Here is a 15,400-nt window from a genome sequence, read left to right on the forward strand (position 1 = left end):
CAGCCATGCCTTGAGCCGATGGCCGGGCCTCCCGCACGTGCGGGAGGCCCGGAAAGGCTTACTTCTTCTCGGCGGGCTTGGCTTCGCCTTCCGGCGCGGCGGCTTCGGCGGCCGGCTCGGCTTCTTCCTTCACCGCATTGGCGGTGACCACGGCGATGTCGTGGTCCGCGCCCAGGTTCAGCGCCGGCAGGCTCACGCCCTTGGGCAGCTTGACCTGCGACAGGTGGATGATGTCGCCGGGCTTGAGGTCGCCCAGGTCGAGCTCGATGAACTCCGGCAGGTTGCCCGGCAGGCAGGACACTTCCAGTTCGGTCAGGTTGTGCGAGATCACCACGCCGGAGGTCTTGCCGGCCGGGGACTTCTCCTGGTTGAGGAAGTGCAGCGGCACGTTCACGCGGATCGCTTCGTTCTCGTTCACGCGCAGGAAGTCCATGTGCAGCATCTGCTGCTTGAACGGGTGCTTCTGCCAGTCGCGCACCAGCACCTTCTGCACCTTGCCGTCGACGTTCAGGTCGAGGATCGAGGAGAAGAACCACTCGTTCTTGGCGGCGAGCAGGATGGTGTTGTGCTCGATCTGGATGCTCTGCGGCGGCTGGTTCGCGCCGTACACGACGGCAGGCACCATGGCGGCACGACGCAGGCGGCGGCTCGCACCTTTCCCCTCGTCGTTGCGGCTCTGGGCCTTGATTTCATGAGTCTGGGCCATTGCTGTTACTACCTTGGTTGTGTTTGCCCGCCTCGCGACGGACAGGTGACTTCCCCGCGACCAGGGAAGCCCGTTACCTCCACGCGGCATCCATGCCGCGAAAAGCGAAGATCAAAAACCGCCCATCCTGGGCGGACTCTTAACTCAGTCCACGTAAAGCGAACTCACCGACTCGCCGAAGGCGATGCGGCGAATGGTTTCGGCCAGCAGCTCGCCGACCGAGAGCTGGCGGATCTTGCTGCAGCCCTGCGCCTCGGGGCGCAGCGGCAGGGTGTTGGTGACCACCAGCTGGTCGAGCTGCGAGTTCTCGATGTTGCCGATCGCCGCGCCGGAGAGCACCGGGTGCACGCAGTAGGCGACCACCTTGCGCGCGCCACGCTCCTTCAGGGCCGCGGCCGCGGCGCACAGGGTGCCGGCGGTGTCCACGATGTCGTCGACCAGCACGCAGGTCTTGCCGTCGACCTCGCCGATGATGTTCATCACCGTGGCGACGTTGGCCTTCGGGCGACGCTTGTCGATGATCGCCAGGTCCGCGTCGTCCAGCCGCTTGGCGATCGCGCGGGCGCGCACCACGCCGCCGACGTCCGGGCTGACCACGATGATGTCGTCCATCGAGTGGTTTCGCCAGATGTCCGCCAGCAGCAGCGGCGAGGCATAGACGTTGTCCACCGGGATATCGAAGAAGCCCTGGATCTGGTCGGCGTGCAGGTCCACCGTGAGCACGCGATCGACGCCCGCGGTGCCGATCAGCTTGGCCACCATCTTGGCGGTGATCGGCACGCGCGCCGAGCGCGGGCGGCGATCCTGCCGGGCGTAGCCGAAATACGGCATCACCGCGGTGACGGTGGCGGCCGAGGCGCGCTTGAGGGCGTCGACCAGGGCGAGCATCTCGATCAGGTTCTCCGCGCTCGGCGCGCCGGTCGGCTGCAGTACGAACACTTCCTGGCGGCGGACGTTCTCCTCGATCTCGATCTGCACCTCGCCGTCGCTGAACTTGCCGACCAGCGCCTTGCCCAGCGGCACGCCGAGTCGCTGCGCGACGTCCTCGGCCAGGGCGCGGTGGGCATTGCCGGTGAAGAGCATCGGGGTGGACGTATCCACGTGGATTCCTCAGTAAGCCATTTTTGGAATGGCTGGGGCGGCAGGATTCGAACCTGCGCATGCGGGAATCAAAATCCCGTGCCTTAACCAGCTTGGCGACGCCCCAGTGTTTCGTTTGCAGGCCGTCGTCCTGACCACCTGTCGTTTGCTATGCCCGCAACGGCTGCCCTGGCAGCGCGGCCCTGTCGCGATGGCGCGCCAGGGTTCGCTGCAGGGGCGAGACCTCCACCCCCGCGGCCAGCTGCGCCGCGAACGCCGGAGGACACTGCCGCACCACCTTCCGCGCCTGAGCGAGCGAGGCGGCCTCCAGGAACACGCACCCTCCGCTGCCGGAAAGCCGGGCGCGGCCGAACCGCGAGAGCCAGTCCAGCGCCGCGGCCACCCTGGGGTGTCGCGCGCGCACGACCGGCTCGAACGCGTTTTCCGCCGTTTCGCCGGAAGCAAAGGACGAAATTGTGGCCGGCGGTGCATTTCGTGTCAATTCAGGCGCTTGAAACAGGGCCCCGGTGGGCACGTGTTCGCCCGGGTCGAGTACCACGTACCAGCGCCTGGGCAGCGCGATGGGCGTGAGCCGCTCGCCCACGCCCTCCGCCCAGGCCGAACGCCCCCGCACGAACACCGGGACGTCGGCGCCGAGGCGGTGCGCCAGGCTGGCCAGCGCATCTTCGTCGAGGCCACAACCCCACAGGTGGTTGAGCGCGACCAGCGCCGTCGCGGCATCCGAACTGCCGCCACCCAGCCCGCCGCCCATCGGGATGCGCTTGTCCACCGCGATGTCCGCGCCCGGCGCCCCGCCGGCGTGTGCCTGCAGCAGGCGCGCGGCGCGCACCACCAGGTCAGCTTCGGCCGGCACGCCAGGCACCTCGTTCACGCGCACGATGGCGCCGTCCTGGCGCACCCGCAGGCGCAGTTCGTCGCCCCAGTCGAGCAGCCGGAACACGGTCTGCAGATCATGGTAGCCATCGTCACGACGGCCGACGATGCGCAGGAACAGGTTGAGCTTGGCGGGCGCGGGCCAGGCGCTCCAGGCCGTGACCGAAGGCGCGGGAAGGCCCCGCGACATGAACACGCGCAGGTCGTCGGGAAACCCGTTCTCGCGATCGCGCTCGCGGGCACGGGCAAGCGCCGGGTCGGCCTTGTCGACCACCGTGAACCCATGCCTGGCATAGAACGGCGCGTTCCATGGCACGTCGCCCAGCGTGCCCAGGTCCACGCGCCGGTAGCCGGCCTCGCTCGCCCAGGTGCAGGCATGCTCGAGCAAGGCGGCACCGATCCCGCGGCGACCGCGCGAGGGCAGCACGTCGATCTCGGCGATCTCCACCGCACCCTCGCCCGCGCCGTCCTGCAGCCACACGAAACCGACCGGCACGCCCTCCTCCAGGGCCACCCACACCAGGCCGCGCGCGATCGCGACCTCGAGCAGCTCGGGCGGGACCGGCATCGCGGCGTAGGTACCCCACGCGCGATGGCCGCGGAACAGCTCCACCGCCGCACGCTCGATAGCGCACAACGCGGACGCCTGCGCCACCGAGGCGCGCGCGATGGTCACCGCCACGGGGTCAGCGTCCGCAGTCGGCGCAGGGCGCCGGGCCGAGCTGGAAGGTGTCGATCGACAGCTTGACCTTGTACGGCGGCCGGCTGGCGAAGACCTTCTGCGGCAGCGGCGGCTGGTGGGCCAGGTCCCAGGCGCGGTAATCCACCGTCCAGCCGTCCTGGTTCAGCAGCGAGGGCAGGTCGTGTTCGCCGAAGCGCAGCCCGGCGCTTGTACCGGCTGCACGCAGGCCCAGCACCCAGGCGCGCAGGTCGTCCAGCGGCACCTCCCAGCCCAGCGCCTTGCGCATCAGGGCCTCGGCGTCGGGACCCCGCAGCGGGCCGCCCTCGACCCCCTCCAGCAGCGCACCCTGCGGGCCGCCGCTCAGGCGGAAGCTCTTGCCGGTGATCGGCGCGCGCAGTTCGAAGTCGTAACGCTCGCCATCCTGCATCCAGCGCAGGCTGCCGCTGCCCCCGTCGTGCCCGTCGGACACGGCCAGATGGCCTTCCAGCGTCCACTGCCGCACGTCCGCCAACTGGCGTTCGCGGGCCGACTGCGCGGCAAGTGCCGCTTCGTCGGCCGGCCTGCGCACCGGGACCGGCGCGCAGGCGGCCAGCAGCAGGCCGGCCGCCGCGGCCAGAAAAAGGAGCCGCCTCATGGCTCGAGTCGCCGCAGCGTGTCGCGCAGGCTGGCGTTGCGCGGGTCGATCTTGCGCACCTGGTCGAACACGTGCCGGGCATCCTGGCGCTGGCCGAGCTTCCACAGCACCTCGCCCAGATGCACGCCGACGTCGGCGTCCTTCGCCTCGCTCCATGCCTGGCGCAACGTGCGCGCGGCCTCGTCCAGGTGGCCCAGGCGGTACTGCAGCCAGCCCCAGGAGTCGGCGATCGCCGGATCGTGCGGCTTGGCGGCACGGGCGACCTCGATCAGCCGCTTCGCCTCGGGCAGGTCGCGGCCGGCGTCGGCCAGCGTGTAGCCCAGCGCATTGCTGGCATCGACGTCGTTCGGCTTGATCTTCAGCAGGTGGTGGAAGTCGGCCACCGCCTGGTCGGTCCTGCCCGCCTCGGCGTAGGCCAGGCCACGGCCGTACAACAGGCCAGGCTCGTCGGGCAGCACCTGCAGGGCGTGGTCATAGGCCTTGGCCGCCTGGAGGAAGTGCCCCTCGCGCATGTAGAGCTCGGCGTCGGCCTGCCAGGCGCGGCGCAATTCCTCGGGCTGGTCGAGATAAGCCGTTTCCAGCTGTTCCAGCAATGCATGGGCGTCGTCCACCTTGCCCTGCGTGTGCAGGATCACCGCACTGCGCAGGTCGGCATCGAAGGCGTGCGGGTCGTCATCACCCACCTGGTCGTACCAGCCCAGTGCCTCGCCGTCGCGGTCCTGCATCTCGGCCAGCTGGCCGAGCAGGAACGCGCTGCCGGCGCGCACGCCGGCCGGAGCCCGCCTGAGTTCACCGTAGAGCCTGGCTATGGCCTTCTCGTCGTGGGCCTGTGCGGCCAATCCGGCGCGCAGTGCGTAGGTCTCGGCACTCTGCGGGCCCTTGTCCAGCAACCTGGCGGCCGCCTGGTAGTCGCCACCCTGGCTGAGCAGGCTGGCATAGGTCAGCCGCAGGTGCACGTTGCCCGGGGCACGACCCAGCGCCTGCCTGAGCAATCCGCTGGCGCCCTGCCTGTCGCCGGCCTTGAACTTCATCTGGGCCGCCCAGGCATAGGTCTCGGTGCTGTGGAAACGCGCCACCGCGGCATCGGCCACCTGCATGGCGTACCGGGAACGGCCCAGCTTTTCGCCCAGCTCGCTCATCGCCAGCCAGGCCTGCGGGTCGGCCGGCAGCCGTTCGGGCGTGGCCAGGGCCTCGAGCAGTTGCCCCGCCTGCGCCGGGTCGCGCGCGCCGAGCAGGGCGCGACCGAAACGGCGCCAGGCATGCGGGTCGCCGCTTCCGAGCAGGCGCTCCAGCTGCGCGCGCGCGTTGGCGGTGTCGCCGGTGGACAGCGCCAGCTCGGCGCGGGCCTGGGCCAGGTCCGCCACGCCGGCGCCGAGCGCCTGCCAGCGGTCGATGGCCCGCTGCGCGCCGGCGCTGTCGTGCACCGCCAGCGCGAGCTCCACCGCCCGCTGGGCGACCTTGGGGTCGCGGGAGAGCGCCATCGCCCGGGTGTAGTGGGCCGAAGCGCCCTCGAGGTCGTTATGGGTCAGCGCCATCTCGCCGGCCAGGAGTTGCGCCAGCACGTCGTGTTCGGCATCCGGGGTGACGACCGTCAGCCGGTCCAGTGGCTGACGGGGAGCCGGCGCCGGGGTCTTGCCACCGGGCAGGCTGGCGCACGCGGCCAGGCCCAGCGCACAACCGGCCGCGCTTGCAAAATGCCGCAGTTGCTTGAACTTGCCCTTCACGCTCAGCACACTAGTCCTCATCCCATCGTCCGTCCGGCCCGTACCTGATCGCGCCCGGTACCGAAAGCTTAGCCTACGCCGCCGCGGATACCCCGTCGTCAATTCGCACTCCACGCCATGCCGCTGATCGCCCTCGGGCTCAATCACCTCACCGCGCCGGTCAGCCTGCGCGAACAGGTGGCGTTCGACGCGGACGCCGCGGGTGAAGCGCTGCGCGAGCTGCGGGCCGAACCGGGCGTCGAGGAGGCGCTGATCCTTTCCACCTGCAACCGCACCGAGCTGTACGTCGGCGTGGCCGCGGGTGCCGAGCAGGCGCCGCAGGCATGGCTCAACCGCCACCACCGCTTGACCCCGGGCAAGCTGGACGAGTTCCTCTACCGGCATGACGAGGACGCGGCCGTGCGCCACATGTTCCGCGTCGCCACCGGACTGGACTCGATGGTGCTGGGCGAACCGCAGATCCTGGGCCAGGTCAAGGACGCCTACCAGCTCGCGCGCGAGGCGCGGGCACTGGGCGCGCCACTGGACCGCCTGCTGCAGCACACCTTCGCCGTGGCCAAGCGCGTGCGCACCGATACGCGGATCGGCGCGCACACGGTATCGGTGGCGTTCACGGCGGTGCGACTGGCCGAACAGGTGTTCACCGACCTCAAGCAGGCCTGCGTGCTGCTGATCGGCGCCGGCGACACCATCGAGCTGGCGGCACGCCACCTGGTGGACAAGCAGGTCAGCCGCCTGATCGTGGCCAACCGCACGCTGGAAAACGCACAGGAGCTTGCCGGCCGCTACGGCGGGTACGCCATCGCCCTGGCCGACCTGCCCCAGCACCTGGCCGAGGCCGACATCGTGATTTCCTCCACCGCCGCACGGCAGCCGGTGGTGACGCGGCCGATGGTCGAACGGGCGGTGGCGGCGCGCAAGCGCAAGCCGATGTTCATGGTCGACATCGCGGTGCCCCGCGACATCGATCCCCAGATCGCTTCGCTGGAGGATGTCTATCTCTATGCGATCGACGACCTGCAGCAGGTGATCGACGAGAACCGCCGCTCCCGCGAAGCCGCGGCGCGCGAGGCCGAGACGATCATCGACCTGCAGGTCGACCGCTACATGGCCTGGCGTCGTGCGCTGACGCTGCGCAACCCGGCGATCGACCTGCGCCAGCACGCCGAACGTTACCGCGACGAAGTGCTCCTCAAGGCGCAGGCGATGCTTGCCCGCGGCAAGTCGCCCGACGAGGCGCTGGCCTTCCTCGCCAACACGCTGACCAACAAGCTGCTGCACCACCCCAGCGCGCGCCTGCGCGAGGCGGCGCTCAATGGCGACCTGGACCTGCTGCACGCGGCCGGGCGGCTGTACGGCGAGTCCGACGCCGAGTCCCGGGACGAGTAGCGAGGGCGGCTGGCTGCCGCATCCCGCCCCCGTGAGCCGGCGCATGCCGGTCCCTGCCCACTCGTGCCACCCTAGTCGCCCATGACCCCATCGATCCGCCGCAAACTCGAGTCGCTGGCCGAGCGCCACGAGGAAATCGGCCTTCTGCTGGCCCAGCCGGACGTGCTCGCCGACGCCGGCCGCTTCCGCGAACTGTCGCGCGAGTACGCGCAGATCGAGCCGGTGGCCGCCGCCCTGCGCGAGCACGACGGTGCCGAGCGGGAGCTCGCCCAGACGCGCGCCATGCTGGCCGACCCGGAACTGCGTGAGATGGCCGCCGACGACGTCGCGCGGCTCGAGGCGCGCCTGGCCGAGCTCGACGGCGAATTGCAGATCCTGCTGCTGCCGAAGGACCCGCGCGACGAAGCCAACCTGTTCCTCGAGGTGCGCGCCGGTACGGGGGGCGACGAGGCGGCCCTGTTCGCCGGCGACCTCTTCCGCATGTATGCACGCTACGCCGAGCGGCGCCGCTGGCACGTCGAGGTCCTGAGCGAGAGCACCGGCGAACATGGCGGCTACAAGGAGATCGTCGCGCGCATCGAGGGCAAGGGCGCCTATTCGCGCCTCAAGTTCGAGTCGGGCACGCATCGCGTGCAGCGGGTGCCGGAGACCGAATCGCAGGGCCGCATCCACACGTCGGCCGCGACCGTGGCGATCCTGCCGGAGGTGGACGAGATCGAGGACATCGAGATCAACCCGGCCGACCTGAAGACCGATACCTTCCGTGCGTCGGGCGCCGGCGGCCAGCACGTCAACAAGACCGATTCGGCCATCCGCATCACCCACCTGCCGACCGGCATCGTGGTCGAATGCCAGGACGAGCGCAGCCAGCACAAGAACCGCGCGCGCGCCCTTTCCCTGCTGAAGGCGCGGCTGCTGGACGAAGCGCAGAGCAAGCAGGCCGCCGCCCAGGCGCAGGAGCGCCGCCTGCAGGTGGGTTCGGGCGATCGCAGCCAGCGCATTCGCACCTACAACTTCCCGCAGGGCCGGATCACCGACCACCGCGTCAACCTCACCCTGTACCGTCTGCCCGAGGTGCTCGCGGGGGACCTGGACGAACTGGTCGACACGCTCACGCGCGAACACCAGGCCGACGAGCTCAAGAGCCTGGCCTCATGACGCCCTGCCTGGCGCAGTCCGCGCCAACCGGAGAGGAACCCGCGATGCACGACTCGCACCAGCGCCAGGTACCAGCAGCTGGCGGTTATCCGATGACGACGCGGGGCACCATCCGGCGATGAGCGGGCCATCGAATGCGCGCGCCGAGCTCGAAGCCACGCTACAGCGACTGGCGCACCTGCTGCGCCAGGGTGCCAGCCGCGATGCCGCCGCTGTCGCCTCCAGCGCGCGCCAGGCCTTTCCCCTGTCGGGCGAGCTGGTACGGCTGCACGGTATCGCACTGCTGCAACTGGGGCACCGGCAGGATGGCCTGACCGCCCTGCACCGCGCCGCGGAGCTGGCTCCGGACAGCATCGAGGTGCAATGCGACCTGGCCAACGTGGCGCTGGAGGACGGCCGCCCGGAGGCCGCGATCGAGCGGCTGCACGCGGCGTTGGCGCGCCACCCCGGTCACCCGGTCATGGGACAGTTGCTGGGCGTGGCACTGATGGCCGCCGGTCGCCACGAGGAAGCCCGTGAAACGTTCGCCCGCGCAATCGGTGCAGCCCCGCAGCACCCCGGACTGCGGCTCAATCTGGCCGAGACGGAACTTGAGCTGGGGGACGCCGCGCAGGCGCTGGCGCACGTGCGCGAGGCGCTGGCCCTTGCCCCACGCATGGATGCCGCGCACGCCCTGCTGGGTCAGGTACTGCAGTTCCAGGGCCGCAGCGCGGAGGCCGCCCGGGCCTGGCTGGAAGCCGAGCGGCTGGCGCCACGCCAGCCGCGCCACGCATTCCAGGCCGGGCGCATGCTGGAGGACGCCGGCCAGCTCGCCGACGCGGCCGGTGCCTACGCCCGCGCGCTGCAGCTGGCGCCCAACTCCGGCGCAGCCCTGAGCCGCCTCGCCTACGTGCGGCGGTGGCTGGCCGACTGGCGCGAGCAGGCCGCCCTGACTGCACGCCTTCGCGACGGGATCAACGCCGGCATGCACGGCATCGCGCCATTCGTGCTGCCGCTCGAGCCTTTCGACCGCGCCCTGCAGCGCCGGGCGATGGAGCATTTCACCGGCCCGATCGACCAGCACCTGGCGGCGCTGCGGCAGAAACTCGCGTTCGCCCCGCCCCGCCCTGCACCGGATGCGGCCATCCGGGTCGGCCTGCTTTCGGACGGCCTCGGCGAGCACCCGGTCGGCCATGCCTTGGTGGGGCTGGTCGAGGCGCTGGCGACGCTCGGCGGACTGGATCTGCACCTGTTTGCCACCACGCCCGACGACGGTGGCCCGATCCGCAAGCGGCTGGCCGCCGCGGCGCACTTGCACGCCCTCGACGCACTGCCGCTCCCCCAGGTGGCCGAGCACATCCACGCACATGGCATCGAGGTGCTGCTCGACCTGGCCGGGCACGGCACCCATACCACCGTCGACATCCTGGCCCTGCGGCCCGCGCCGGTGCAGGTGAACTGGCTGGCCTACCCGGGCACCGCCGGCGCGCCCTGGATCGACTACATCCTCGCGGACACCGTCGTACTGCCGCCGGCGCACCGCGCGGACTACAGCGAGAAGGTGCTCCGTCTGCCGCGCTGCTTCCTGCCCGTAGCCTCCACCACCACGGCCCCGCCGCCCACGCGCGCCGAATGCGGCCTGCCCGCCACCGGCACGGTGTTCGCCTGCTTCAACGAAACGGCCGCGATCAACCCGGAAAGCTTCGCCCGCTTCATGCTCGTCCTGCGCGAGGTTCCCGGCAGCGTCCTGTGGCTGCGGACCGGGCCGGCCGGAGCCGACGAGCGGCTGCGCGCCGCCGCGGCCGAACTGGACGTGGCGCCGGAAAGGCTGGTGTTCCTGCCGGCCCTGTCCCATGCGGATGTCCTTGCCCGCCACGCCGTGGCAGACCTTTGCCTGGACACCCTGCCCTGCGGCGCCCGCACCGAGGCGGCCGACGCACTGTGGGCCGGCTGCCCGGTGCTGACCTGCGCCGGCGACACCTTCGCGGGGCGCATCGGGAGCAGCCTGCTTCACCACGCACACCTGCCCGAGCTGGTCGCCGAGGATCCGGACGCCTTCGTGGCCATGGCCGTGCAGCTCGGCAGCGACCCGGCTGCCCTCACCGCGATCCGCCGGCACCTGGCCGACCTGCGCACGCAGTCGCCCCTGTTCGACGTGGCCGGTTTCGCCGCCGACTTCCGCCGGGTAGTGCAGACGATCGGTACCCGGCACCGCATCGGGCGGCCGCCGATCGACCTGGATTTCTGACGCCCGCGGGTCAGCCCGTGGTGAAGGTCCGCGGTGGCGCGTCGTCCAGCAGCGTGCGCTCGACGCCTTCCACTGCCGCGGCCGGCGGGCCTTCCCACAACCAGCGTTCCAGCGCATCGAGCGCATCGGCCTCACCGTGCGCGACCACTTCGACGCGGCCGTCCGGCAGGTTGCGCGCATGGCCGGTCAGGCCCAGTTGCTGCGCCTGCCCGCGAGTGCTCGCGCGGTAGAACACGCCCTGCACCCGACCGCTGACCAGATAACGCGCGGCGGCCATGTCACTGGCCGATGGCCGCGCCGAGCGCCTGGCCCGTCACCGGGCCGACGAACCGCTTGGCCACGTGGCCGTCGGGCGCGATCAGGTAAGTGATCGGCAGGCCGCGCGGCTCGTCGAAATCCTTCGGCAGGTCGTCCAGCGTGACCTGGGCGATCGGGTAGCTGACCGGATGCTTGGCCAGGAAGGCCTCGATGTCGGCCTTGTCGCTGTCCTCGTACGCCAGGCCGATCGCGCGCACATTGGCGTGTGTCCGCACGAACCGCGAGATGTCCGGCATCTCCTTGACGCACGGCCCGCACCAGGTGGCCCAGAAGTTGACGATCACCCAGTGTCCGCGCTGCGCGGCGAGGTCGTATGGCTGGCCCTCCAGCGTGGTCACCTTGAGCGCCGGCTGCGCGGGCATGGCCGCCTGCACGGGAACCGTGGCGGCGAACAGACAGGCGGCGAGGGTGAACAGGGCGAGCTTCATGGGATGGGGTTCTCCGGTTCGGGCGGGGGCGAGGCAGGGAAGGTGCGATCCAGCCGCGTGCCCAGGGTCTCATCGAGCATGCGCGCTACTTCGGCCAGCAGTTCGATCAGTGCGCGCGGCAGGTTGATGCCGAGGGCCCGCGACTCCTCGGTCGGACGCAGCGGCAGGCGGTAACTGGTATGACGATACACCCGCAGCAGGTCGGTACTGTCGAGGCTGCGGCTGAGCAGCCAGCCACCCGCCTCGCCGCGCTGGATGAGGTCGGCGCGCTGCAGGTCCTCGAAATAGGCGGCGATGCTGGCGCTGCGCAGGTAGGGTTCCTGCAGCCGCACGGTCGCCGGATCCACGCTGCAGCCCTGCCGCTGCGCCTCGACGAAGTGGCGCAGCACCACCATCAGGCCGAGGAATTCGGCGCCCTCGGGCAGCGTCTCGGCCGGCGCGTGGTACTCGTAGGCCGACAGCGAGGCGGCTACCGAGGCGCCCAGGATCGCGATCACCCACGAGAGGTAGATCCACAGCAAAAAGATCGGGATGGTCGCCAGCACGCCGTAGATCTGCTGGTAGGTCTGCGCATTGCTGACGAACAGCGTGAAGCCCCAGCGCGCCACCTCGAACAGCACCGCGCCGATCAGTGCCCCGATCGCCGCATCGCTGCGGCGCACCTTGCAGTTGGGCACGCCCGCGTACATCAGCCACAGGGTGACGAAGGTGACCACGAAGGGCAGCACGCCAAGCAGGCGCTGACCCAGCCCCAACTGCGCATAGGCGCCGGCCAGCAAGGGCATCGCCGTCACGTACGAAGTCACCGCGATACCGCCGACGGCCAGGATCGGTCCCAGCGTCAGCGCGGCCCAGTACAGCAGCAGGCGCGACCCCCAGCTGCGGGGCTGGTGCACGCGGAAGATGCGGTTGAGCCGGTCCTCGATGCTGATCATCATCGACAGTGCACTGAACAGCATCACCAGGATGCTCAGGCCGGTCAGCTGGCTGGCGTTGGCGGCGAAGGTCTGCAGCGTGTTCTGCACCTTCGCCACGGTCGAGGGCAGGAAGTTCTGGAACACGAAGTCGAGCAGCACGTCGCGCGCGCTCTGGAACACCGGGAACACCGACAGCATGGCCAGCACCGCCACCATCAGCGGCACCAGCGAGACCAGCGTGGTGTAGGAGAGCGCGCCGGCGGTCTCGAAGCACTTGTCGTCGATGAACCGCTGCCAGATGAAGCGGCTGAAGCTGAGCGCGCGGTCGCGGTCGAAACGCCAGGCCATGAGCGGCACCATCAAGCGGAAGGCGGCCGCTACACTACCCGATCGCCCGCGAACGCCCAACCAGACGAACGCCCATGAACCACACCATCCTGGTCCTGTACTACAGCCGCAGCGGCCACACCGCCCAGCTGGCGCGACTGATCGCGCGCGGCGTGGAGGAAGCCGGCCTCCAGGCGCGCCTGCGCCAGGTGCCGCCGGTGGCGCCGGTCACCGAGACGGCGCAGCCGCCGGTTCCCGACGAGGGCGCACCCTACGCCAGCCGCCAGGACCTGGCCGAATGCGCCGGCCTGGCGCTGGGCAGCCCCACCCGCTTCGGCAACATGGCCGCACCGCTGAAGCATTTCCTCGACAGCACCGGTGCCGAGTGGGCGAGCGGCACGCTGGCCGGCAAGCCGGCGGCGGTGTTCACCTCCACCAGCACGATGCATGGTGGACAGGAGTCCACATTGCTGACGATGGCCTTGCCGCTGTTGCATCACGGCATGCTGCTCGTGGGCATTCCGTACACCGAGCCGGCGCTGACCGCCACCGGCAGCGGCGGCACGCCCTATGGCGCCAGCCACGTTGCCGGGGCCAGTGGCGACAACGCGATCAGCGAGCACGAGCGGGAGCTTGCCCGTGCCCTGGGCCGGCGCCTGGCCGAGGCCGCACGCAAGCTGGCCGCACAGGCATGAGCGCGCCGGTCACCCTGCCCTATCGGGTCGGCCGCGCCGCCTGGTTCGCCTTGATCGCGCTGCAGGTGCTCTGGCACGGCTGGCTCGCCCGCCCGGAACACCTGCCCGTCTGGCTGGTGCTGGCGGTCACCGTGGTGCCGTTGCTGCTGCCCTTCACCGCCCTGCCGGACCTGCGCCGGGCGCTGCTGTGGGTGGGCATCCTCAGCCTGTTCTATTTCTGCCATGGCGTGGCCGAAGCGTGGAGCGCGCCGACCGAGAAGTGGCTGGCGCTGGCCGAGCTCGGGCTGACGCTGCTGCTGATCGTGGCACTCGGGGCCGGCGTGAAGCGGCGCAAACCCTGAGCCCGCTCCTTTCCGGCAGGGACTCAGGAGGAGTGGAACCGGGCGCTGACTCCGCTTGCGGGTCGACACCGGCGCAGTCGAGAGGCCGCTGCTGCGCTTAGCCGCACCTGGCGTAGCGCCCAAGCAGGAGCCCCGCACTCCATCCACGACCCGGCACCTATACTCGCGCGTATCCTGCAACGGGACCGTGCCATGGATTTCCTGCAGACCGCGCCGCAGCTGGTCCACCCCTACCGCAACGACCGCACGCTGCTGGCCTTGCTCGACCGGGTGATTCCGGCCGAGCGCCGTCCCGCCCTCGATGCCGACCTGGATGCGCTGGGCGACTACGCCCGGTTCGCCTGGGAGCGGGCCCGCCGCAGCACGCCCCGGACGCCGGTGCTGACGCGCTGGGACGCCTGGGGCCGGCGGGTGGACCGCATCGAGCTCACGGCGGCCTGGCAGGAGGGGCCGGACCTGACCACCCGCCACGCCATCCTCGCCGCCGGCCACGCGCCGCACGAGCACGCGCGGCTGGAGCAGTTCGCCCGCGTGTACCTCTACCACCTCGCCAGCGAGTTCTATACCTGCCCGCTGGCCATGACCGACGGCGCCATCGCCGCGCTGAAGGCATCCGGCAACCAGGTGCTGATCGACCGTGCGCTGCCGCATTTCCTCAGCCGCGATCCGGCCACCTTCTGGTTGAGCGGCCAGTGGATGACCGAGACGGCGGGCGGTTCCGATGTCGGGCGCACCGGCACGGTGGCCCGCCAGGGCCAGGACGGCCAGTGGCGCCTGCACGGGCGCAAGTGGTTCAGCTCGGCCGTGGTCGGCGAGGCCGCGCTTGCGCTGGCGCGCCCGGAGGGGGGCGGCGACGGTGCCGCGGCGTTGGCCCTGTTCTATGTCGAGACCATGGCCGGCGGAATGCGCAGGCCGGAACTGTCCATCGACCGCCTGAAGGACAAGCTCGGCACCCGCGAGCTGCCCACCGCCGAGATCCATCTCGAAGGCCTGCCCGCCTGGCCGCTGGGCGGGCTGGCCCATGGTGTGCGCCAGGTCGCGCCGATGCTCAACGTCACCCGCACCTGGAACGCGGTATGCGCCGTGGCGAGCATGGCGCGTGCACTGGCGCTGGCCTGCGACTACGCGGCGCGGCGCGAGTGCTTCGGTCGCACGCTGATCGAGCAGCCACTGCACGCGCAGACCCTGGCCGACATGCGCGCGGAGTTCGAGGGCGCCTTCGCGCTGGCCTTCGAAGTGGTGCAGTTGCTGGGATGCGTCGAACAGGGCCGGGCCGCGCCACACGAAGCGGCGCTGCTGCGCCTGCTCACGCCGCTGGCCAAGCTGTGGACCGGCAAGGCGGCGGTGGCACTGTGCTCCGAGGCGCTCGAATGCTTCGGCGGCGCCGGCTACATCGAGGACACCGGCCTGCCGCAGCTGCTGCGCGACGCCCAGGTCTATGCGATATGGGAAGGCACGACCAACGTGCTGGCGCTGGACAGCCTGCGAGCGCTGGGCGAGGGCCTGGATGCGCTGCGCACGGCGATCGGCGAGTGGGTGGCCGGCAGCCACGAACCGGAGATGGTGGCCCCGATCCAGGCGGCGTTCGACACGGTGCAGCGCCAGGCCCAGGCACCGGGCAACCAGCGCGAGCAACTGGAGGCCTCGGCCCGTGGCCTGGCCATCACGCTGGCGCGCTGCGCCGCGGCGGCACTGCTGGCGCGCCAGTCCACCTTTGCCCGCGAGCGCGGCGACATGCGCCCCGGCGCCGCACTGCGGCGCTTCGTGGCGCATGGGCTGGATCGACTGGCGGCGGCGGACCCGGCCGACACCCGGTTGTTGCTCTGACCCGAGCGACCGGTTCGGCCGGCCGTGCGGGCGGCAGCCCACACAAGCTGCGC

At 70.9% G+C, this 15,400-nt stretch carries 14 protein-coding genes and 1 tRNA gene; 6 read left to right on the forward strand and 9 right to left on the reverse strand.

Annotation, left to right across the window (positions count from 1 at the left end):
* Positions 1-58 precede the first annotated feature (58 nt).
* The 6 genes from VFH59_RS01055 to VFH59_RS01080 form a co-directional block, all read right to left on the reverse strand.
* Complete coding sequence (locus VFH59_RS01055; protein ID WP_325163033.1) at positions 59-706, reverse strand: 50S ribosomal protein L25/general stress protein Ctc; 648 nt, start codon at positions 704-706, stop codon at positions 59-61.
* Positions 707-850: 144 nt separating this feature from the next.
* Complete coding sequence (locus VFH59_RS01060) at positions 851-1,789, reverse strand: ribose-phosphate diphosphokinase (protein ID WP_325163090.1); 939 nt, start codon at positions 1,787-1,789, stop codon at positions 851-853.
* A 47-nt stretch (positions 1,790-1,836) separates the two neighbouring features.
* Positions 1,837-1,913: transfer RNA gene (locus tag VFH59_RS01065), tRNA-Gln, on the reverse strand.
* A 42-nt stretch (positions 1,914-1,955) separates the two neighbouring features.
* Complete coding sequence (gene ispE / locus VFH59_RS01070; RefSeq protein WP_325163034.1) at positions 1,956-3,362, reverse strand: 4-(cytidine 5'-diphospho)-2-C-methyl-D-erythritol kinase; 1,407 nt, start codon at positions 3,360-3,362, stop codon at positions 1,956-1,958.
* A 4-nt stretch (positions 3,363-3,366) separates the two neighbouring features.
* Positions 3,367-3,996 carry a lipoprotein insertase outer membrane protein LolB gene (gene lolB, locus VFH59_RS01075; RefSeq protein ID WP_325163035.1) on the reverse strand — a complete coding sequence of 210 codons (630 nt, stop codon included), beginning with the start codon at positions 3,994-3,996 and terminating at the stop codon, positions 3,367-3,369.
* Positions 3,993-5,741: a tetratricopeptide repeat protein gene (locus tag VFH59_RS01080; RefSeq protein WP_325163036.1), complete on the reverse strand. Its 1,749-nt coding sequence runs from the start codon at positions 5,739-5,741 to the stop codon at positions 3,993-3,995. The genes lolB and VFH59_RS01080 overlap by 4 nt, the downstream gene beginning before the upstream one ends.
* Before the next feature lie 96 nt (positions 5,742-5,837).
* On the opposite strand from VFH59_RS01080, the gene hemA reads away from it, so the two are divergent.
* The 3 genes from hemA (at position 5,838) to VFH59_RS01095 (ending at position 10,494) form a co-directional block, all read left to right on the forward strand.
* On the forward strand, positions 5,838-7,109 hold the full coding sequence (gene hemA, locus VFH59_RS01085) for a glutamyl-tRNA reductase (RefSeq protein WP_325163037.1): 1,272 nt from the start codon (positions 5,838-5,840) through the stop codon (positions 7,107-7,109).
* 81 nt (positions 7,110-7,190) lie between these two features.
* The gene (gene prfA / locus VFH59_RS01090) at positions 7,191-8,267 is read left to right on the forward strand and encodes a peptide chain release factor 1 (RefSeq protein ID WP_325163038.1); all 1,077 of its coding nucleotides are present in this window, start codon (positions 7,191-7,193) and stop codon (positions 8,265-8,267) included.
* A gap of 118 nt (positions 8,268-8,385) precedes the next feature.
* Positions 8,386-10,494, forward strand: coding sequence for a tetratricopeptide repeat protein (locus VFH59_RS01095; RefSeq protein WP_325163039.1), 2,109 nt, complete (start codon positions 8,386-8,388; stop codon positions 10,492-10,494).
* A 10-nt stretch (positions 10,495-10,504) separates the two neighbouring features.
* Here the strand turns inward: VFH59_RS01095 and VFH59_RS01100 are convergent, their stop codons facing one another.
* From VFH59_RS01100 to VFH59_RS01110, 3 genes are read right to left on the reverse strand one after another with little or no spacing between them, the layout of a single operon-like run.
* Positions 10,505-10,771, reverse strand: a complete 267-nt coding sequence (locus tag VFH59_RS01100; RefSeq protein WP_325163040.1) for an acylphosphatase — start codon at positions 10,769-10,771, stop codon at positions 10,505-10,507.
* 1 nt (position 10,772) lies between these two features.
* Positions 10,773-11,240, reverse strand: coding sequence for a TlpA disulfide reductase family protein (locus VFH59_RS01105; protein WP_325163041.1), 468 nt, complete (start codon positions 11,238-11,240; stop codon positions 10,773-10,775).
* On the reverse strand, positions 11,237-12,505 hold the full coding sequence (locus VFH59_RS01110) for a YihY family inner membrane protein (protein WP_325163042.1): 1,269 nt from the start codon (positions 12,503-12,505) through the stop codon (positions 11,237-11,239). Before VFH59_RS01110 ends, VFH59_RS01105 begins: the two co-directional genes overlap by 4 nt.
* Before the next feature lie 74 nt (positions 12,506-12,579).
* On the opposite strand from VFH59_RS01110, the gene wrbA reads away from it, so the two are divergent.
* The 3 genes from wrbA (at position 12,580) to VFH59_RS01125 (ending at position 15,347) form a co-directional block, all read left to right on the forward strand.
* Complete coding sequence (gene wrbA, locus VFH59_RS01115) at positions 12,580-13,179, forward strand: NAD(P)H:quinone oxidoreductase (RefSeq protein WP_325163043.1); 600 nt, start codon at positions 12,580-12,582, stop codon at positions 13,177-13,179.
* Positions 13,176-13,520 carry a DUF2069 domain-containing protein gene (locus tag VFH59_RS01120; RefSeq protein ID WP_325163044.1) on the forward strand — a complete coding sequence of 115 codons (345 nt, stop codon included), beginning with the start codon at positions 13,176-13,178 and terminating at the stop codon, positions 13,518-13,520. Before wrbA ends, VFH59_RS01120 begins: the two co-directional genes overlap by 4 nt.
* Before the next feature lie 192 nt (positions 13,521-13,712).
* Positions 13,713-15,347 carry an acyl-CoA dehydrogenase family protein gene (locus VFH59_RS01125; RefSeq protein WP_325163045.1) on the forward strand — a complete coding sequence of 545 codons (1,635 nt, stop codon included), beginning with the start codon at positions 13,713-13,715 and terminating at the stop codon, positions 15,345-15,347.
* Positions 15,348-15,400: the final 53 nt, after the last annotated feature.

Origin of the sequence: Frateuria sp. (assembly GCF_035695185.1) — a bacterium.
Classification (GTDB): domain Bacteria; phylum Pseudomonadota; class Gammaproteobacteria; order Xanthomonadales; family Rhodanobacteraceae; genus Frateuria_A.

Excerpts from the sequence above, each read along its gene's own strand:
- hemA (WP_325163037.1), top strand. The coding sequence starts at position 5,838 with ATGCCGCTGATCGCCCTCGGGCTCAATCACCTCACCGCGCCGGTCAGC.
- VFH59_RS01095 (WP_325163039.1), top strand. The coding sequence starts at position 8,386 with ATGAGCGGGCCATCGAATGCGCGCGCCGAGCTCGAAGCCACGCTACAG.
- VFH59_RS01105 (WP_325163041.1), bottom strand. The coding sequence starts at position 11,240 with ATGAAGCTCGCCCTGTTCACCCTCGCCGCCTGTCTGTTCGCCGCCACG.
- lolB (WP_325163035.1), bottom strand. The coding sequence starts at position 3,996 with ATGAGGCGGCTCCTTTTTCTGGCCGCGGCGGCCGGCCTGCTGCTGGCC.
- VFH59_RS01110 (WP_325163042.1), bottom strand. The coding sequence starts at position 12,505 with ATGGCCTGGCGTTTCGACCGCGACCGCGCGCTCAGCTTCAGCCGCTTC.
- VFH59_RS01125 (WP_325163045.1), top strand. The coding sequence starts at position 13,713 with ATGGATTTCCTGCAGACCGCGCCGCAGCTGGTCCACCCCTACCGCAAC.
- VFH59_RS01055 (WP_325163033.1), bottom strand. The coding sequence starts at position 706 with ATGGCCCAGACTCATGAAATCAAGGCCCAGAGCCGCAACGACGAGGGG.
- VFH59_RS01100 (WP_325163040.1), bottom strand. The coding sequence starts at position 10,771 with ATGGCCGCCGCGCGTTATCTGGTCAGCGGTCGGGTGCAGGGCGTGTTC.
- VFH59_RS01060 (WP_325163090.1), bottom strand. The coding sequence starts at position 1,789 with ATGCTCTTCACCGGCAATGCCCACCGCGCCCTGGCCGAGGACGTCGCG.
- wrbA (WP_325163043.1), top strand. The coding sequence starts at position 12,580 with ATGAACCACACCATCCTGGTCCTGTACTACAGCCGCAGCGGCCACACC.
- prfA (WP_325163038.1), top strand. The coding sequence starts at position 7,191 with ATGACCCCATCGATCCGCCGCAAACTCGAGTCGCTGGCCGAGCGCCAC.
- VFH59_RS01120 (WP_325163044.1), top strand. The coding sequence starts at position 13,176 with ATGAGCGCGCCGGTCACCCTGCCCTATCGGGTCGGCCGCGCCGCCTGG.
- VFH59_RS01080 (WP_325163036.1), bottom strand. The coding sequence starts at position 5,741 with ATGAGGACTAGTGTGCTGAGCGTGAAGGGCAAGTTCAAGCAACTGCGG.